Genomic DNA, 15714 nt, shown 5'->3' with positions numbered 1-15714 from the left:
TTTCGGGCGAGGCATAGGGTCAGGACCAATCAAATCGGCAAGATTGACCGGCCACGACCTCATGCCGCAGCGCCAGCCGCTCAGCGCAGCATGTCGCCATAGATGCCGGGGGTGGAATCGGGAATCTCGATTGCGCCGCACTGGCTCTTGTAGAATTCGATCGGCCCGGCGCTGCCGATCACGCCATAGACATAGCCCGCATCGCGCATAGCCTGGAGCGTGGCCATGAGCAGCGCCGCCCCGACGCCGCGCCCGCGCGCGGCCTCGTCAACGCCGGTCGGACCGAAGAAGCCCTTCGCCGTGGCGTCGTAGCAGGCAAAGCCCAGAAGCTTTCCGTCTTCCACCGCGACCAGAACATTGGCGGGCTGCGCCGCCATGGCCACGGCGCACTCGCTGGCCCAGTTGCGGCTGAAATGCTTCTCGGCGAAATCGCACACGACATGCATTTCCGGCCCGATGGCGCGGCGAATGACAATGCCCTCGGCCACGGGTTTGGCCGGCGGGAGCTTGTAGAGGGGCACGAGCATATCAGTCATGGTCTGCATCCGAATAGGCAACGAAATGGTCTGGCGCAACTTCACGATAACCGGAGATGGGACGCGCCGCACGTGACCGCACGGCCTCCGCCTGCCGCGTAAAGGCAAGCCCGTCGCCATCGGCGTCGTCGAAACGCTTCGCCGGATCGGGCACGGCGGAAATGAGAAGGCGCGAATAGGGATGGCGCGGATTGCGGATAACCGCATCGGACGGGCCACGCTCCATCACCTGCCCGGCATACATCACCGCCGTTTCCTCGGCGATGTAGTGAGCGGTCGCGATATCGTGCGTGATGTAGAGGAAGGCAATGTTGCGCTCTTCCTTCAAGCGCCGCATCAGGTCGAGCACCGATTTGCGGATCGACACATCGAGCATGGAGGTGGGCTCGTCGGCAACGATCAGCTCCGCGCCCACCGCAAGCGCACGGGCGAAGCTGACACGCTGGCGCTGGCCACCGGAGAGCTGGTGCGGGAACTTCTCAAGCGTGGTGTCGGGATCAAGCTCCACATCGGCCAGCGTCTGGCGAAGCCGCGCTTCGAGATCCGCCGTCCCGCCATGCAGCCGCAACGGGCGTTCGAGATGGTGACGGATCGTGTGGGTGGGGTTGAGCGAGGAGAACGGGTCCTGAAACACCATCTGCACCGCGCGCAGATAGGCGCGGTCGCCGCTGCGGGTGCGGTTTTCAAAAATGTTCTCGCCGCGAAACCGGACGGTGCCGGCGCTTGGCTCGAAATGGCGGATCACGGCGCGCCCGCAGGTGCTCTTGCCCGACCCGCTTTCGCCGACCAGCGCCAGCGCCTTGCCGGGTTCGATGGAGAAGGTGACATTGCGCAGCGCATCCACGCGGCGCACCGCGCCCAGAACCGGGCGCACATGGAAGGTCTTGGACACGCCTTCAAGCGACAGAAGCGGGGCGTTCATGCGGCTGCTCCCTCAATGCGCGGCATGGCTGCCCAGAGCTTGCGCGTATATTCGTGCTGCGGATCGGCCACCAGGCTGCGCGCCTCGCCCTGCTCGACGATGCGCCCTTCCAGCATGATCGCGATGCGGTCGGCGAACTGCGCCATCAGCGCCAGATCATGCGTGATGAAAAGTACCGAGAAGCCGAGCGTTTTGCGCAGCGCCACGATCTCCTGCAGGATCTCGCGCTGCACCACCACATCGAGCGCGGTGGTGGGCTCATCCATGACCACGAGGCGCGGCTTGAGCGTCAGCGCCATGGCGAGCACCACCCGCTGGCGCATGCCGCCGGAAAGCTGGTGCGGGAACGAGTCGAGCCGGTCTTCGGGGATGCCGACCATGGCCAGCATTTCAGCGGCTTTCGCGCGGGCAGCGTCGCGCCCCATCTTCTCGTGGCGGGCAAGCATGTCGCGGAACTGCTCGAACACCGTCAGCACCGGGTTGAGCGAGTTCATCGCGCTCTGGAACACCATGGACGCCCCGCTCCACCGCCACGCCTCGAGCCGGCGGCGTGAAAAGGCGAGAACATCCTCACCCTCGAACAGGATCTTGCCATCGCTGATGAAGGCCGGCGGCCGGTGGAGCCGCATGATCGAGAAGGCGATGGTGCTCTTGCCACACCCGCTTTCGCCGGCAAGCCCGAGGATCTCGTTCTGCCCGATGTCGAGCGAGACATTGCGCACGGCGCGGAACGTGCCATTCGGCGTCAGGTAGTCGACGCACAGATTCTGAACCGAGAGAAGCGGCGTTGCGGTCTCCATGCTCATGCCTCCTTCTCTGCAAGACGCGCGCGGTCGAGCTTCTTCTGCAGCTTCATGGCCTTGCCGATGGCGCCCAGCGTGCGCAGCCTTGGATTGGAAATCTCGTCAACGCCGAAATTGAGCAGCGACAGGCCCACGCCGATGATGACGATGGCGACGCAGGGTGCGGCCATCTCCCACCATGCACCGACGGTGATCGCCGAGGCGTTCTTGGCGTTGTAGAGCATCGTGCCCCACGAGACGGAGAGCGGATCGCCGAGCCCGAGGAACTCCAGCGTGGCCTGGGTGATGATGGTGAAGATCACGCTGCCGATGAAGTTGAAACCGATGATCGACAGGAGGTTCGGCAGCATTTCCACCAGGATCATGCGCCAGACAGGCTCGCCGATCAGCTGCGAAGCCTGAATGAACTCGCGGTTCTTCAGCGTCATGGCCTGTGCGCGTGTCACGCGCGCGCCCCACGCCCATGATGTCAGGCCGATGATGATGGCGATGGAGAGCGGTCCCACTTGCCCGAGAAACGCCGCCAGCACCAGAAGCAGCGGCAATTGCGGCAGCACCAGCACCACATTGGTTGCGAAATTGAGCGTCTCGTCCGTCGCGCCGCCATAATAGGCGGCGGTCAGGCCCACCACGGTGCCGATCAGCGTGACGATGATCCCGGCCAGAATGCCGACCATGAGCGAAGTGCGCGTGCCCCACACGAGCTGGGTGTAGACATCGCGGCCCATGCGGGTGGTGCCCATCACATATTCCGCGCTCGGCGGCTGATGCGGACGGCTCACGCGCTTGTTGGGATCGTGGTCGGTGATGAGCGGCGCGGCCAGCGCCACCACCACGTAGAACACGACGATGAAGACGCCAAAGGCTGCCTTGCGGTTGCGCACGAAGATCTTCAGGAGATTGAGCATCACGCCCTCCTCAAGCGCGGGTCGAGCGCCACATAGGCGATGTCGACGGCAAAGTTTGCGCTCAGCATGGCGAGCGTCATGATGAGAAGCTGGCCCTGAATGAGCGGGAAATCGCGGGCGATCACCCCCATGTAGAGCAGGTTTCCGAGCCCCGGATAGTTGAACACCACCTCGGTGATGAGCGAGCCGCCGAACACCGAGCCAAGGCTGATCGCAAAGGCGGTGATGGACGGCAGGAAGGCGTTGCGCGCCGCATAATTGTAGCGCACGCGGGCATCCGAAAGCCCCTTCGCCTCCGCCAGATGCACGTAATCCTCGCCGAGCTGGCCGATCATATTGTTGCGCATGGTGATGAGGTAGCCGCCCACCAGAACGATGCTGAGCGACAGGACCGGCATCAGCGCGTGAAAGAACACGGAGGACAGGAACGGCCCGCTGAGCGACGGCTCAAGCGAAGGGTCGAATGCATAGCCGGCCGGCAGCCAGTTGAGCGAGACGGAGAAGAGGAACATCGCCGTGATCGCGATCACCACCGGCGGGATGGATTGCAGCGCCAGCGCCAGCGGGGACATGAAACTGTCGAACCCGCTGCCACGCCGCCAGGCGGCGCGAATGCCGAACAGCGTGCCGAGCGCATAGGCCAGAAGCGTCGCCGTTCCGGTGAGGAACAGTGTCCACGGCAGCGCGCGGGCAAGCAGGTCGAACACCGGCGTCGGGTAGTATTTGACGGAAAGGCCGAAATCCCAGGTGAAGATCGAGCCCAGATATTTGAGATATTGCAGATACAGGGGTTCGTTGATGAAGCCGAATGTCTCCATCAGCGCCTCGCGCGCCTCGGGCGGAATGGTGCCCTGGGCCTGGGCCAGCATGACGTCTGCCGGATTGCCCGGCATCAGCCGCGGTATGAGGAAATTGAATGTGGCCGCCACCAGAAAGGCAACGAGATAGAACGCCAGCCGGCGCAGAATGAAGCGCATGGTGTCCCCCTGCTCTGTGCGCCGTCAGGCGGCCCGAAGGCCACGGCGTCTTTTCTGAAGGCGGGGCGAAGGCCCCGCGTCAGCTCCCGGTTTCCCCTCCGTGGAACCCTTCTCCCCGCGAACGGGGAGAAGGGGGGAGGATGCAGTCAGATCGAGGATTGGATCAATCTTCGACCGGACGCAGGGAGAGCAGGTGGAGGAGACGCTCCGGCGTCTCGTCGTGAACGACGGGCTTGGCCTGAGGATTCTCGGCGCTGAAGAAACCCGTGAAGCGCTTGGTGTTGTACTGGTACCAGAGCGGGTTGTTGAACACGGCGATGAACGGCATGTCACGACCGACTTCCATCTGGATGTCGTTCATGATCGCGCGCTGCTTCTCCGCATCAACGGTCTGGAAGAAGGAGTCCAGCAGGCCGTCGAGTTCTTCATTGTAGTAACGTGTCGCGCCGAAGCGGGTCTTGCCCTGGTTCTGCGAATGCAGGCCCAGATCATACTGGTAATGCGGCGTGACACCGGTGAAGTAGGCGTTCATGGCCATGTCGAAATTGCCGTTGATCAGGCTTTCCGACCAGACCGCATGCTCGGGCGTGGCCACCTGGGCCTCGATGCCGATCGCCGTCAGACCTTCCACCGCCAGCTGCACCGTGTTGATCCAGTCGGTCCAGCCATTCGGCACGATGATGTTGAACGAGATCTTCTTGCCGCTCGGCGTTTCCAGATTGCCGTCGCCATCGGTGTCCTTGTAGCCCGCCTCGGCCAGAAGCGCCTTGGCGCCCTCGACATCATAGCGGGTGAACTTGCCATACTCGGCATCCACTTCCGGGTTGTTCCAGGAGTGGTAGGCCTGACCGAGACCGGACGGATACTGGTTGATGGTCGGGTAGCCGTAGCCGGCAATGTCGACCATGGCTTCACGGTCAAGCGACATGGAAACGGCGCGACGGAAATCCACGTCGCTGAACGCTTCGCGGTTGCCTTCGTTCTTGGATTCCATGTTCACGTTGAACATGACGAGCGAGCCGGCCGGGAACCAGTATTTGTGGTTCTCGGGATCCTTGCCGACAAAGGTCTTTTCGATGTCTGGCAGGAACGAGCCCATCCAGTCCAGTTCGCCACGGGCGGCAGCCGCCAGCGCCTGATCGTTTGTGGCGATCTGCGGGAAGCGCATGCAGTCGACCTTGAGGGTCTCCGCATCCCAGTATTTTTCATTGCGGCACTGGATGTATTCCTGCGGCGTGAAGCGGCGGATCTCCGTCAGCGGGCCGGTGCCGACCGGGTTCGGGTTGGTGAAGGTCACCGGGTCTTCGACGCTTGACCAGACATGCTCGGGCACGATCGCCAGACGGACGATGGAGTAGATCGCGCCGGAATTGGCATCGCTCAACTGGAAGCGGACGGTCTTGTCGTCCACAGCCTCGACCGTATCGACGAGCTTGCCATGACCATAGATGTCGAGCGGCTTGTTCTCCTTCACCAGATTGAGGCTGAACACCACGTCATCAGCCGTGAAGGGCTCGCCATCGGACCAGGTCACGCCGTCCCGCAGGGTGACGGTCAGCGTCTTAAGATCTTCGGAGAATTCATAACCCGTCGCCAGCCGATAATTCGGCTCACCGCCTTTCAGGGTATTGAAGATGATCAGCGGCTCGTAGATGAAGTCGTTGACCGAAGGCAGTCGCGAGGACTGGTTGAAGGGATTGTAGTTTTCAATCCACGCCGTGCGCTGGATCGGCAGGGCCGTGAGAACGGATTCAGCCGCGGCCGCTTGCATCTGCAGAATACCGGCGGCAAGGACCAGCCCGGCCGTCAACGAATGTTTCATGCTTTCCTCCCTCAAGAGTCCGGGCGGACCGTCCGCCCTCTTCTACTGCTCCGCCAAAGGCTCCACCCTGGCGCGACACGCGCCGGCAAGAACAGTCCAGTCATTCTGGTAGATAGGACCAATCTAATGCCACCGTCTATTTCGTAAATTTCGTCAGTTTCGTTGCATTCGCCTTCGGGCGTGGCTCGCGGTCTTGGCGGAGCCTTCGGCTTTCGCTAGCGTATTCATTGAAAGGCGTGCTTTTTGCCGTCTCGGGAGGATTACATGAATTGGCGCAGGATTTTACCGGCCGGTTTCCAGGCGCGGCTCTTATTGGTCTTGCTTGCGGTATCGATCGTGCCGCTGGCGATCAGCGCTGCCGCCTTCTACTCCCTCGTCAACGCAAACATTGCACGCGAAACCTTCGAGAAGATCGCCTTTGCGCGCGATGCCAAGACCAGTGAACTGACACAATATGTGTCTTTCGCCAAGCGGCAGGCCGAAAGCCTCGCCCAGACCAATATAGCGCGCTACTCGATTGGCGATTTTTACGGTTTCAGCTACGCCATGAGCCAGATGGCGCCCGATGAGGAGCAGGCGGCGGAGGAGCTGCGCAGCCTGTTCGAGGTCGGGCCGAACGAGCCGGCGCGGGCCGAAGCGCCCAGCCATGACCGGCTCCTGCGCGAAGCCCTCGCCTACGCCAATGCGCACAGCCAGTTCCACGAAGAATATCTGACCTTTGTTGAAAGCTCCGAGTTCGACAATGTCTATCTCGTCAATGCGCGCGGGCGGGTCGTCTATTCCGTTTTCAAGGACGATTATCTGGGCAGCCTCCTGACCAAAGGCGATTCAACGCTTTCCAGCGCGCTGATGGAGCTGCGCTCCGCGCCCGACGACCGGCACATCGTGTTTTACGATTTTGCGCGCGATCCGCGCACCGGCGAATTCGCCGCCTATTTCGCTGTTCGCGTGAGCCTTTATCAACGCGCCAGCGGCGCGGCCATTCTGCGCCTGCCCGCCAGCAAGCTTGCCGCCCTTCTGGGTGGGCATGAAGGCGTCAACGGCACGCTCAGCCTCATCTCGTCGCGCGGCGCCGTCATCGCCTCTTCGGCCCCTGCCCTCAAGACCGGCGTGAGCGCCAGCGTGCCGGAGGAGATGGAAGCGAAAAGCGGTGTGACGATGCTCGAAACGGGACTGCTCGGCGCACCCGTCCTTTCGGCATGGACGCATCTTCTCCTGCCCGACGCCACCTGGCTCTTCGCCGTCGATGCAGACGCCGCATCGGCCTTCGCAGCGAGCACCAGACTGCGCAACCTCATCCTGGCGCTGGCGGCACTCGCGCTGCCGCTGATCCTGCTTCTGTCCTACTATCTCGCCCGCTCACAGACGCGCCCCCTGAAATCCGTCACCGATGCGGCAGAGGCCGTGGCCGATGGCGCGCTGGACATGAGCCTGCCGAAATTCGACAAGCCGACGGAATTCGCGAGGCTCTCCCATTCCGTCGCCCGCATGCGCGATGCGCTGCGCGATCAGCTTCAACTCATCAGCCAGAAGAACCGCGAACTGGAAGTGCATATCCGCGAGATCGGCGAGAAGAATGCGGAGCTGGAACAGGCCGACCGCATGAAGGACCAGTTCCTCGCAAACACCTCGCATGAGCTGAGAACACCGCTCAACGGCATTATCGGCATCTCCGAAACACTGGCTGCGGGTGCGGCCGGCGACATCGCACCGACACAACGCAACCAGCTTCAGCTCATCACCTTCTCGGCGCGCCGCCTGTCGCGCCTCGTGGACGATTTGCTCGACCTCTACCGCATCCGTCAGGGCCGCATGCGGCTCGACATTCAGGGCGTCGATGTGGCCACCAGCGTGCGCCAGGTTCTGCTTCTCTCCGAGCCGCTGCTTTCCGGCGAGCCGGTGAGCCTCAGGGTGGACATTCCCGATGTGACGCCGCCGGTGATCGCCGACCCGGTGCGCTTTGAGCAGATCCTCTACAATCTCATCGGCAACGCCATCAAATATGTCGATGACGGACACATCCACGTCACCGCATGGCATGAGGGTGAAGGCGACAGCGCGACGGTTTCCGTCGCCGTGGAAGACACCGGACGCGGCATCTCGCCCGAAAATCTGGAGCGCATCTTCCAGCCGCTTGAACAGGCCGAATCCGGCGACGTCACGCAGAAGAAGAGCGGGACCGGCCTCGGCCTCGCCATCGCGCGCAATCTTGCGGCCCTGCTTGGCGGCACGCTGACCGCGACCAGCGAGCCGGGCAAGGGCTCGCGCTTCGTGTTGCAGCTTCCCGCCGCCAGCGCCGATGCGGCAGAACAGGCGCGCGGGAAATATCCCGGCGGCCTGCACCAGACCATCAACGCGCTCGATGCCTTCGAGACCTCCGTCTCCGAGCGCGGCGACGCCAATGCGCAGACCATCGTTGTGGTGGATGACGAGCCGATCAATTTACAGGTGCTGCGCAACGTGCTCCTGCCGCAGGGCTATCGCGTCATCTGCGCCGACAATGGCCGCGACGGCATCGAGGCCGTTCTGGAACACAAGCCCGACCTTCTCATCCTCGACGTGATGATGGACGATCTCTCGGGCCTCGAAGTGGCGCGCAGGCTGCGCCGCCAGTTCTCGCTGATCGACCTGCCCATCATCATGGTTACGGCGCGCAGCCGCACGCGCGACATGATCGCCGGCTTCGAGGCGGGTGCGAACGACTATGTGGTGAAGCCCTTCGTCAAGGATGAGCTTCTGACGCGCATCTCCACCCTGATCGACGCCTCGCGCGCCCGCAGCCGTGCGGAGGAAAATCAGGAACTGCGCGACGAGGTGGATCGCCGCATCCAGGTCGAAGACGCATTGCGCCTGTCGCAGCGCCGCATGGCGCGCCTGCTCGACGCGCTGGAAGCCGGTCTTGTCTGCGTCAACGACAAGACGATCATCACCTATGCCAACCGGGCTGCGGAGACGATCTTCAGTCGCCCGCTCGACCGCGCCACGCCCCTGTCTCTCCTGCTGCCGTCGGACATGGCCGCGCTGCTCGACACCCAGTGCCGGGTGGATGGCGAAAGCAGCGCCACGCTGCATCTGGGCGGGCGCGAGTTCACCATCAATGCGTTCGAGCTGGAGCCCGAAGCGGGCGCGGGCATGGCGCTCGTTCTGAGCGACGCCTCGCTGGAGGCCGAGAACCTGCTCGTTTCGGTGCGCGGCGCCATCGACAGCGCGCTGCCGGTAATGGCCGGCGAAGCGCAGGCCGAGCCCGGCCCTGCGTCGGATGAAGCCTATCGTGCCCTCATCGTGCAGGTGATGACGGGCAGCCTCAACCTGTGGCGCGACGTGACCGGCAAGGAGCGGATCGAATTTGCCGAGGAGAGCGGCATCTGGCGCGTCAGCCTCGACAAGACATCGCTGCAGACCCGCACGCTCGACAAATATCTGCTGATCGAAACGCTGCCGCTCAACCCGCGCTGGCGCGATGTGGTGCGCTCGGCCGAGTTCACCCTTGCCCGCGCGGAGGCTGCCGACCGGCAGGCCGAAGCGCAGAAACTCGCCGCCGATCTCGCGCGCCTGCGTGAGCATCTGCGGATCGCCAACTCACCCCGACAGCGGCAGGACCAGCCCACCGCCGCCGATCTCTGAAATCCATCAATCCAAGCATTCTTTTTTCGGGAGGAACACCGATGCCGAACAGCCATGCCTGCCGCCTGCTGACCAATTGGGACGCAGAGCGCCGCGTGATCGAGCTGAAGCTCGAAATGACCGAAGGCGCGCCCATCAGCGGCGCGCAGCTCGCCACCACCTCGCTCTTCCGCATTCATCCCGATTGCGAGATCGAGGGGGCGACGCTTGCCGACCAGCTTTCCAACTACCACGTGTTCCTCCAGCCGAGCGGCGCAGTGCTTGCGCCGGGCGAAAGCTGGGTCATTCGGGCAGACCGGCTGAGCCATGTGCTGCGCCACTACACCTATGGCCCCAAGAGCGCGCATCTCATTCTGAAAGACGGAACCACCTGCCCCGTGGACGTCGAACCAATGACGCTGAATGGCGTTCCCGGCGAGCCGAACTGGGAAAAACTCGAGCCGACCGCGCTGCCGGAAGGGGCGGCCCCCGTCTCCGTCATTCCCGCACCGCTGGACGTTCAGGTGGATGGCCGGCGTGACACGGCTGCACCCTTCGTGCTCGCAGCCGGGGCCACGCCGGATGCGCAGAAAGCGTTCTCGGTGGTCAGCGCGCTTGCAGGCCGCCTCTTCGCCGGTGAGGAGGCGCTGTTCGGCCACGACGGCGGACATGTGGTGACGACGACGGCCGGTCCCGATCTGGGCGATGGCGCCTATGCGATCACTTTCAACGCGGAAGACATCGCGCTCAGCGCCGGTGATGAAAACGGCTTCCGCCACGGCCTCATCACGCTGGGACAGATGCTGCGCGGCGCACGGCTTCGCCCGGACGAGTTCACCCTGCCGGCCAGCGGCGCGATCAGCGACAGGCCGCGTTTCGGCTGGCGCGGCGCGCATCTCGATGTCGCCCGCCAGTTCTATCCGATGCAGGACCTCAACGACTTCCTCGACTGCCTCGCCTGGAACAAGCTGAACCACTTCCACATCCACCTGAACGATGACGAGGCGTGGCGTCTTGAAATTCCGGGCTGGCCCGCGCTGACAGAGCGCACCGCGTTTCGCGGCGGCAACGAAATCCTGCCGCCGCTTCTGGGCACGCCGGCAGAGCGTTCCGGCGGTTTCTACACCGGCGACGACATGCGCGCGCTGGTCGCCCATGGCGCGGGGCTCGGCATCGAGATCATTCCCGAGATCGACATTCCCGGCCATTGCTACTGCGTGCTGCGCGCGCTGCCCCAGCTCTGCGATCCGGGTGAGAACCGCATCTACTATCGCTCGGTGCAATACTTCCCGAACAACGCGCTCAACCCCGCGGTCGACGCCACCTGGACCTTCCTCGGCGATGTGTTCGACACGCTGGTGGACATCTTCCCGGCACGCTACATCCACGCCGGCGCGGACGAAGTGGCCGAGGGCGCATGGCTGGAATCCCCGCTCGCCCGCGCGCTGGGTGAAAAACTGTTCGGCAAGGTCGAGACCTTCTCGCTGCAGTCCTATTTCCTGAAACGCGTGCAGGAGATGCTGCGCGAGCGCGGTCGCGATATCGCAGTCTGGGAAGAGGGCGCGCTTGGCGGCGGTCTCGATGTGGACGGCGCGCTGCTTGTCGCATGGAAGGAATCGAAGAGCGGCCGCGCTCTGGCCGAACAGGGCTATCAGGTCGTGCTGGCCCCTGCCGAGCATTACTATCTCGACATTGCCCGTTCGACGGAATGGTGGGAGCCCGGCGCAAGCTGGGCCGGAACCGTGACGCTGCGCGACGCCTATGACTATGAGCCGGGCGGCGACTGGCCGGATGCGCTGAAAGATCAGCTCGCCGGTGTGCAGACGTGCCTCTGGTCGGAGAACCTGGCGACGCCCGGCCTCTTCGCACATCTGGTCTATCCGCGCATCTCCGCCATGGCCGAGACGGCGTGGTCGGCAAGTGAGCGCAAGGACTTTGACCGGTTCCGGGCGATCCAGGATCTGATGCCCGTTTCACACCGCACGGTGTCGTAAAGAAATTCCGCCCTCATGGTCCGACAGACTGACCATGAGGGCGGAAACAGTGTCAGCCCTGCAACTGGCGGCTGGCGAGATACGCAGCCTTTGCCGGCACCGAGAGCCAGGCCTTTGCAAGCGCCACGCGCTCGGGCGTGTAGTGATGCTCGACATCGAGGATGTTGACGGTGCCGACCAGCGTATCGCCCAGCACCACCGGCAGGTTGATGACCGAACCGCAGCCGAGTTCACCGATCAGCGTGGCGTCGGGGAACACGGTGTCGATGTCGGCCAGCGTGTTGGCGACAAAGCATTCGCGCTTCTTGTGCACCGTCTCGAACCAGCGGTCATAATGGATCGGCTTGGTGCCGGACACCGGATATTCTTCCGGATGCGAAGTGTAGGAACGGCTTGCCGTTTCGGTCTTCATGTCTGCCGTCATGAAGGTGAACAGCTTCGTGCCGACCACGGCACGCGTCAGCTCCAGCAGCGCATCGAAGGGTGCATCCGGGGTCGTGGCGAGTGAAAGCGCACGGTCGAATTCGGCCAGCGGGCCGGTGTAGTCGGTCATTTTCAGTCTCTGTTATGCGGGTTGGAGCGTGCCGCCACTGGCGGCGTAGAGTTCGCGCGAATAGGGATCGGAAAGCCGACCCGTCTTCAACGCATCCACCTCTGCGATCTCGACAACACGGCCGTGACGCATGACCGCCATCCGGTCGCAGAGGAAGGAGACCACGGGCAGATTGTGGGTCACCATCAGATAGGTGAGCCTCTGCTCGCGGCGAAGCTTCTTCAGGAGGTTGAGGATTTCCGCCTGCACCGACACGTCGAGCGCCGAGGTGGGCTCGTCGAGCAGCATCACGCGCGGCTCCAGCATCAGCGCACGGGCAATCGCCACGCGCTGCCGCTGGCCACCCGAAAGCTGGTGCGGAAAGCGGAAACGGAAACGCTGGTCGAGACCGACCGCGTCGAGCATGTCCTTCACGCGCGTGTCGCGTCCGCCGATGCCGTGCACGGCAAGCGGCTCGGCCAGGCAGTCATCCACCGTCTTGCGCGGGTGCAGCGATCCGTACGGATCCTGAAACACCATCTGGCAGACTTTTGCGAACGCGCGGTCCGGCGCATGGCCGCGCGGCTTTCCAAGCACGGAGATCTTGCCGGTCCAGTCGGGCGCAAGCCCGCTGATCGCCTTCAGGATGGTCGACTTGCCGGAACCCGACTCGCCCACCAGCGCGAAGCTCTCGCCCTCGGACACCGAGAAATTGACATCGAACACCACCGGCGTCTTGCCGTAGCTGATCGAAAGGTTTTCGAGATGAATTGCGGCGTTCTTCATGTGCCCGCTCCCGTGGTCCAGGTGCTGCGGTCGAGAACCGGCAGTTCGTCGCGGTCCTCGTTCATGCGCGGCATGGCCGCAAGAAGCCCCCTCGTATAGGGGTGCGTCGCCTTGTGCAGATCGCTGGCCTTGCACGATTCAACGATCTCGCCGCTGTTCATCACGAGAATGCGGTCGCAATAGCGCGAGACGAGGTTCAGATCGTGGCTGATGAGGATCAGCCCCATGCCCTTGCCGGTCACGAGATCGTCGATGATGTCGAGCACCTGCGCCTGCACCGAAACATCGAGCGCTGAAGTCGGCTCGTCGGCGATCAGAAGGTCGGGCTCCGGGATGAGCATCATGGCGATCATGACGCGCTGGCCCATGCCGCCCGAAACCTCGTGCGGATAGAGGTTCGCCACCCGCTCCGGCTCGTTGATGCGCACGGCTTCCAGCATGGAAAGCACCCGCGCCTTCAGCTCGCTGCGCGGCAGCTTCTTGTGGGTGAGCAGCGCCTCGCCGATCTGCTCGCCGATGGTCATCACCGGGTTCAGCGAGAACTTCGGGTCCTGCATCACCATGGAGATGCGCGCGCCGCGAAGCTCGCGCATCTGCCGTTCGCTCTGCGACAGAAGGTCGATGCCGTCGAAGGTCATCCGGTCCGCTGTCACGCGGCCCGGCTTGCGGATGAGCCGCAGGATCGACCGGCCCGTCATCGACTTGCCGGAACCGGATTCGCCGACGATGCCCAGGCGCTCGCGGCCAAGCGAGAAGGAAATGCCCTTCACCACGTCGACCGGTCCCCTGGACGTCGGGAAGGTGACTGTCAGGTTTTCGATTTCAAGCAGCGGTGCGCTCATTGCTTTTCTCCCTGCTTGGGATCGAGCACGTCACGCAGACCGTCACCCAGGAAGCAGAAGCCGAGGCTGACGAGAATGATCGCAAAGCCCGGCATGGTGGCGACCCACCACTGATCGAGGATGAAGTTGCGCCCGCGCGAGATCATCGCGCCCCATTCGGGAAGCGGCGGCTGCGCGCCGAGGCCGAGGAAGCCGAGGCCGGCGGCGGTGAGGATGATGCCCGCCATGTCGAGCGTCACGCGCACGATGGTCGAGGACGCGCAGAGCGGCAGCACGTGACGCAGAATGACCCGCGTTGCAGAAGCGCCCTGCAGCCTGACCGCCGAGATGAATTCCGAATCCCGGAAGGTGATCGTCTCTGCGCGTGCGATGCGCGCATAGACCGGCCATGCGGTGATGGCGATTGCGATGATGGCGTTTTCGATGCCCGGTCCAAGCGCCGCCACGAAGGCGAGCGCCAGAATGAGCTTCGGCATCGACAGGAAGATATCGGTCACGCCCATCAGGACGCGGTCGACCCAGCCGCCGAAATAGCCGGACACCGCACCGACCACGAGGCCGATGGGAGCGGCGATGACGGCCACCATGGTGACGATCAAGAGCGTGATGCGCGCACCGTAGACGACGCGCGAATAGATATCGCGGCCAAGCTCATCCGTGCCCATCCAGTGTTCGGAGGAGGGCGGCATGAGGCGGTTTGCGAGATCCTGCCCAACGGGGGAGTAGGGCGCAATCAGCGGGGCGAAGATCGCCATGACGACCAGCACCAGCACGATCAGCGCGCCGACAACGGCGAGCGGATTGCGTAACAGTGCGGTCCAGACGCGCCATGCGCGGCCCATATTGGCCTGCAGGCGCGAAGTCGGGGAATCGTCGAGAAGCCAGTCAATCATCGGCGTGCCCTCGGGTCGAGGATGCGGTAAAGCACATCGGAAATCTTGTTGATCATGATGAAGACGGCGCCAATCACCAGCGTCGCGCCGAGAACAGCGTTCATGTCGGCGGTCAGAAGCGCGGTCGTAAGATAGTTGCCGATGCCCGGCCACGAGAACACGGTCTCGATCATCACCGAACCTTCCAGCAGCGCCGCATAGGACAGGCCGATCACGGTGATGAGCTGGATGCGGATCGGATAGAACGCATGCCGCCAGATGACGCGGCGCTCGGACACGCCTTTAACCCGCGCGGTCGTCACATATTCCTGCCCGAGCTGGTCGAGCATGAAGGAGCGCGTCATGCGGGCAATATAGGCCAGCGAGAAGAAGCCGAGGATCGACGCCGGCAGCATCAGATGGTCGAGCGCGTTCCAGAAGATATCCCACTCACCGGCGATCACGCTGTCGACCAGATAGAGCCCGGTCACGGGATCGAGCAGGCCGTCATAGAAGATATCGACGCGGCCCGGACCGGCAACCCAGCCAAGCCCCGCATAGAATATCGCCAGACCGACAAGGCCGAGCCAGAAGGCTGGCACCGAATAGCCGAGCAGGCCGAGCACGCGGATCACCTGGTCGATCCAGCTGCCCTGATGCGTGGCGGCGACAACGCCCATGGGCACGCCCAGTACGACGCCGATGATGATGCCGATGGTGGCCATTTCCAGCGTCGCGGGGAAGACGCGCGCCAGATCGTCGACCACCGGACGCCCGGTGGAGATCGACATGCCGAGATCGCCCGTCAGAACGTCGCCCACATAGGCGAAGAACTGCACGATGAGCGGCCGGTCGAGCCCCATGGCCTGACGCGCCGCCTCATAGACTTCCTGCGTCGCCCGGTCGCCAACGACCGAGAGCACGGGATCGATCGGCACGACACGACCGATGAAGAAGGTGATGGCCAGAAGGCCGAGAAAAGTGCCGGCGACGACGACGGCGAAACGCAGGACGCTCGCAACGCCTTCCCAGGCACGGCCGGCCAGCATGCTTAAACGCGCACTGGCAGCCCCTGTGGATGGTTCAAATGCCATGGCTTGTTTGCTCTCTGGCCGCT

The 15714-nt window shown here is 63.6% G+C and carries 13 protein-coding genes; 2 read left to right on the top strand and 11 right to left on the bottom strand.

Annotated elements, in window-relative coordinates; all coding sequences use genetic code 11:
• Positions 1 to 80: 80 nt before the first annotated feature.
• From DEJ54_RS06820 to DEJ54_RS06795, 6 genes are all read right to left on the bottom strand, one after another.
• Entirely contained in the window at positions 81 to 536 is a 456-nt protein-coding gene (locus tag DEJ54_RS06820; RefSeq protein WP_204360862.1) for a GNAT family N-acetyltransferase, read from the bottom strand.
• Positions 529 to 1458 carry an ABC transporter ATP-binding protein gene (locus DEJ54_RS06815; RefSeq protein WP_113153901.1) on the bottom strand — a complete coding sequence of 310 codons (930 nt, stop codon included), beginning with the start codon at positions 1456 to 1458 and terminating at the stop codon, positions 529 to 531. The genes DEJ54_RS06820 and DEJ54_RS06815 overlap by 8 nt, the downstream gene beginning before the upstream one ends.
• A complete protein-coding gene (locus tag DEJ54_RS06810; protein ID WP_113153900.1) occupies positions 1455 to 2264 on the bottom strand; it encodes an ABC transporter ATP-binding protein in 810 nt (269 codons plus the stop codon). The genes DEJ54_RS06815 and DEJ54_RS06810 overlap by 4 nt, the downstream gene beginning before the upstream one ends.
• The gene (locus DEJ54_RS06805) at positions 2261 to 3169 is read right to left on the bottom strand and encodes an ABC transporter permease (RefSeq protein ID WP_113153899.1); all 909 of its coding nucleotides are present in this window, start codon (positions 3167 to 3169) and stop codon (positions 2261 to 2263) included. Before DEJ54_RS06805 ends, DEJ54_RS06810 begins: the two co-directional genes overlap by 4 nt.
• Complete coding sequence (locus DEJ54_RS06800; protein ID WP_113153898.1) at positions 3169 to 4146, bottom strand: ABC transporter permease; 978 nt, start codon at positions 4144 to 4146, stop codon at positions 3169 to 3171. Before DEJ54_RS06800 ends, DEJ54_RS06805 begins: the two co-directional genes overlap by 1 nt.
• A gap of 163 nt (positions 4147 to 4309) precedes the next feature.
• Positions 4310 to 5968 carry an ABC transporter substrate-binding protein gene (locus tag DEJ54_RS06795; protein WP_113153897.1) on the bottom strand — a complete coding sequence of 553 codons (1659 nt, stop codon included), beginning with the start codon at positions 5966 to 5968 and terminating at the stop codon, positions 4310 to 4312.
• 264 nt (positions 5969 to 6232) lie between these two features.
• Between DEJ54_RS06795 and DEJ54_RS06790 the strand changes: the two genes are divergently transcribed.
• Both DEJ54_RS06790 and DEJ54_RS06785 read left to right on the top strand, forming a co-directional pair.
• On the top strand, positions 6233 to 9592 hold the full coding sequence (locus DEJ54_RS06790) for a hybrid sensor histidine kinase/response regulator (protein WP_113153896.1): 3360 nt from the start codon (positions 6233 to 6235) through the stop codon (positions 9590 to 9592).
• A 41-nt stretch (positions 9593 to 9633) separates the two neighbouring features.
• Positions 9634 to 11565: a beta-N-acetylhexosaminidase gene (locus DEJ54_RS06785; RefSeq protein ID WP_113153895.1), complete on the top strand. Its 1932-nt coding sequence runs from the start codon at positions 9634 to 9636 to the stop codon at positions 11563 to 11565.
• A gap of 52 nt (positions 11566 to 11617) precedes the next feature.
• Here DEJ54_RS06785 and DEJ54_RS06780 read toward each other — a convergent pair whose 3' ends face one another.
• From DEJ54_RS06780 to DEJ54_RS06760, 5 genes are read right to left on the bottom strand one after another with little or no spacing between them, the layout of a single operon-like run.
• Positions 11618 to 12118, bottom strand: coding sequence for a GAF domain-containing protein (locus DEJ54_RS06780; protein WP_113153894.1), 501 nt, complete (start codon positions 12116 to 12118; stop codon positions 11618 to 11620).
• Between the two features lie 12 nt (positions 12119 to 12130).
• Positions 12131 to 12883 (bottom strand): ABC transporter ATP-binding protein, encoded by a 753-nt coding sequence (locus DEJ54_RS06775; protein ID WP_113153893.1) that lies wholly within the window; start codon positions 12881 to 12883, stop codon positions 12131 to 12133.
• Complete coding sequence (locus DEJ54_RS06770) at positions 12880 to 13725, bottom strand: ABC transporter ATP-binding protein (RefSeq protein WP_113153892.1); 846 nt, start codon at positions 13723 to 13725, stop codon at positions 12880 to 12882. Before DEJ54_RS06770 ends, DEJ54_RS06775 begins: the two co-directional genes overlap by 4 nt.
• Positions 13722 to 14618: an ABC transporter permease gene (locus tag DEJ54_RS06765; protein ID WP_113153891.1), complete on the bottom strand. Its 897-nt coding sequence runs from the start codon at positions 14616 to 14618 to the stop codon at positions 13722 to 13724. The genes DEJ54_RS06770 and DEJ54_RS06765 overlap by 4 nt, the downstream gene beginning before the upstream one ends.
• Positions 14615 to 15646 carry an ABC transporter permease gene (locus DEJ54_RS06760; protein ID WP_224873387.1) on the bottom strand — a complete coding sequence of 344 codons (1032 nt, stop codon included), beginning with the start codon at positions 15644 to 15646 and terminating at the stop codon, positions 14615 to 14617. Before DEJ54_RS06760 ends, DEJ54_RS06765 begins: the two co-directional genes overlap by 4 nt.
• Positions 15647 to 15714: the final 68 nt, after the last annotated feature.

It is taken from the genome of Nitratireductor sp. OM-1, from assembly GCF_003296175.1.
GTDB classification, from domain to species: Bacteria; Pseudomonadota; Alphaproteobacteria; order Rhizobiales; family Rhizobiaceae; genus Nitratireductor; species Nitratireductor aquimarinus.
This window is presented reverse-complemented; position numbering and strand designations above follow the sequence as displayed.

Coding starts and splice junctions, on each gene's coding strand:
- DEJ54_RS06765 (WP_113153891.1), bottom strand. CDS start 14,618: ATGATTGACTGGCTTCTCGACGATTCCCCGACTTCGCGCCTGCAGGCC.
- DEJ54_RS06815 (WP_113153901.1), bottom strand. CDS start 1,458: ATGAACGCCCCGCTTCTGTCGCTTGAAGGCGTGTCCAAGACCTTCCAT.
- DEJ54_RS06805 (WP_113153899.1), bottom strand. CDS start 3,169: ATGCTCAATCTCCTGAAGATCTTCGTGCGCAACCGCAAGGCAGCCTTT.
- DEJ54_RS06785 (WP_113153895.1), top strand. CDS start 9,634: ATGCCGAACAGCCATGCCTGCCGCCTGCTGACCAATTGGGACGCAGAG.
- DEJ54_RS06775 (WP_113153893.1), bottom strand. CDS start 12,883: ATGAAGAACGCCGCAATTCATCTCGAAAACCTTTCGATCAGCTACGGC.
- DEJ54_RS06790 (WP_113153896.1), top strand. CDS start 6,233: ATGAATTGGCGCAGGATTTTACCGGCCGGTTTCCAGGCGCGGCTCTTA.
- DEJ54_RS06770 (WP_113153892.1), bottom strand. CDS start 13,725: ATGAGCGCACCGCTGCTTGAAATCGAAAACCTGACAGTCACCTTCCCG.
- DEJ54_RS06795 (WP_113153897.1), bottom strand. CDS start 5,968: ATGAAACATTCGTTGACGGCCGGGCTGGTCCTTGCCGCCGGTATTCTG.
- DEJ54_RS06820 (WP_204360862.1), bottom strand. CDS start 536: ATGACTGATATGCTCGTGCCCCTCTACAAGCTCCCGCCGGCCAAACCC.
- DEJ54_RS06800 (WP_113153898.1), bottom strand. CDS start 4,146: ATGCGCTTCATTCTGCGCCGGCTGGCGTTCTATCTCGTTGCCTTTCTG.
- DEJ54_RS06760 (WP_224873387.1), bottom strand. CDS start 15,646: ATGCTGGCCGGCCGTGCCTGGGAAGGCGTTGCGAGCGTCCTGCGTTTC.
- DEJ54_RS06810 (WP_113153900.1), bottom strand. CDS start 2,264: ATGAGCATGGAGACCGCAACGCCGCTTCTCTCGGTTCAGAATCTGTGC.
- DEJ54_RS06780 (WP_113153894.1), bottom strand. CDS start 12,118: ATGACCGACTACACCGGCCCGCTGGCCGAATTCGACCGTGCGCTTTCA.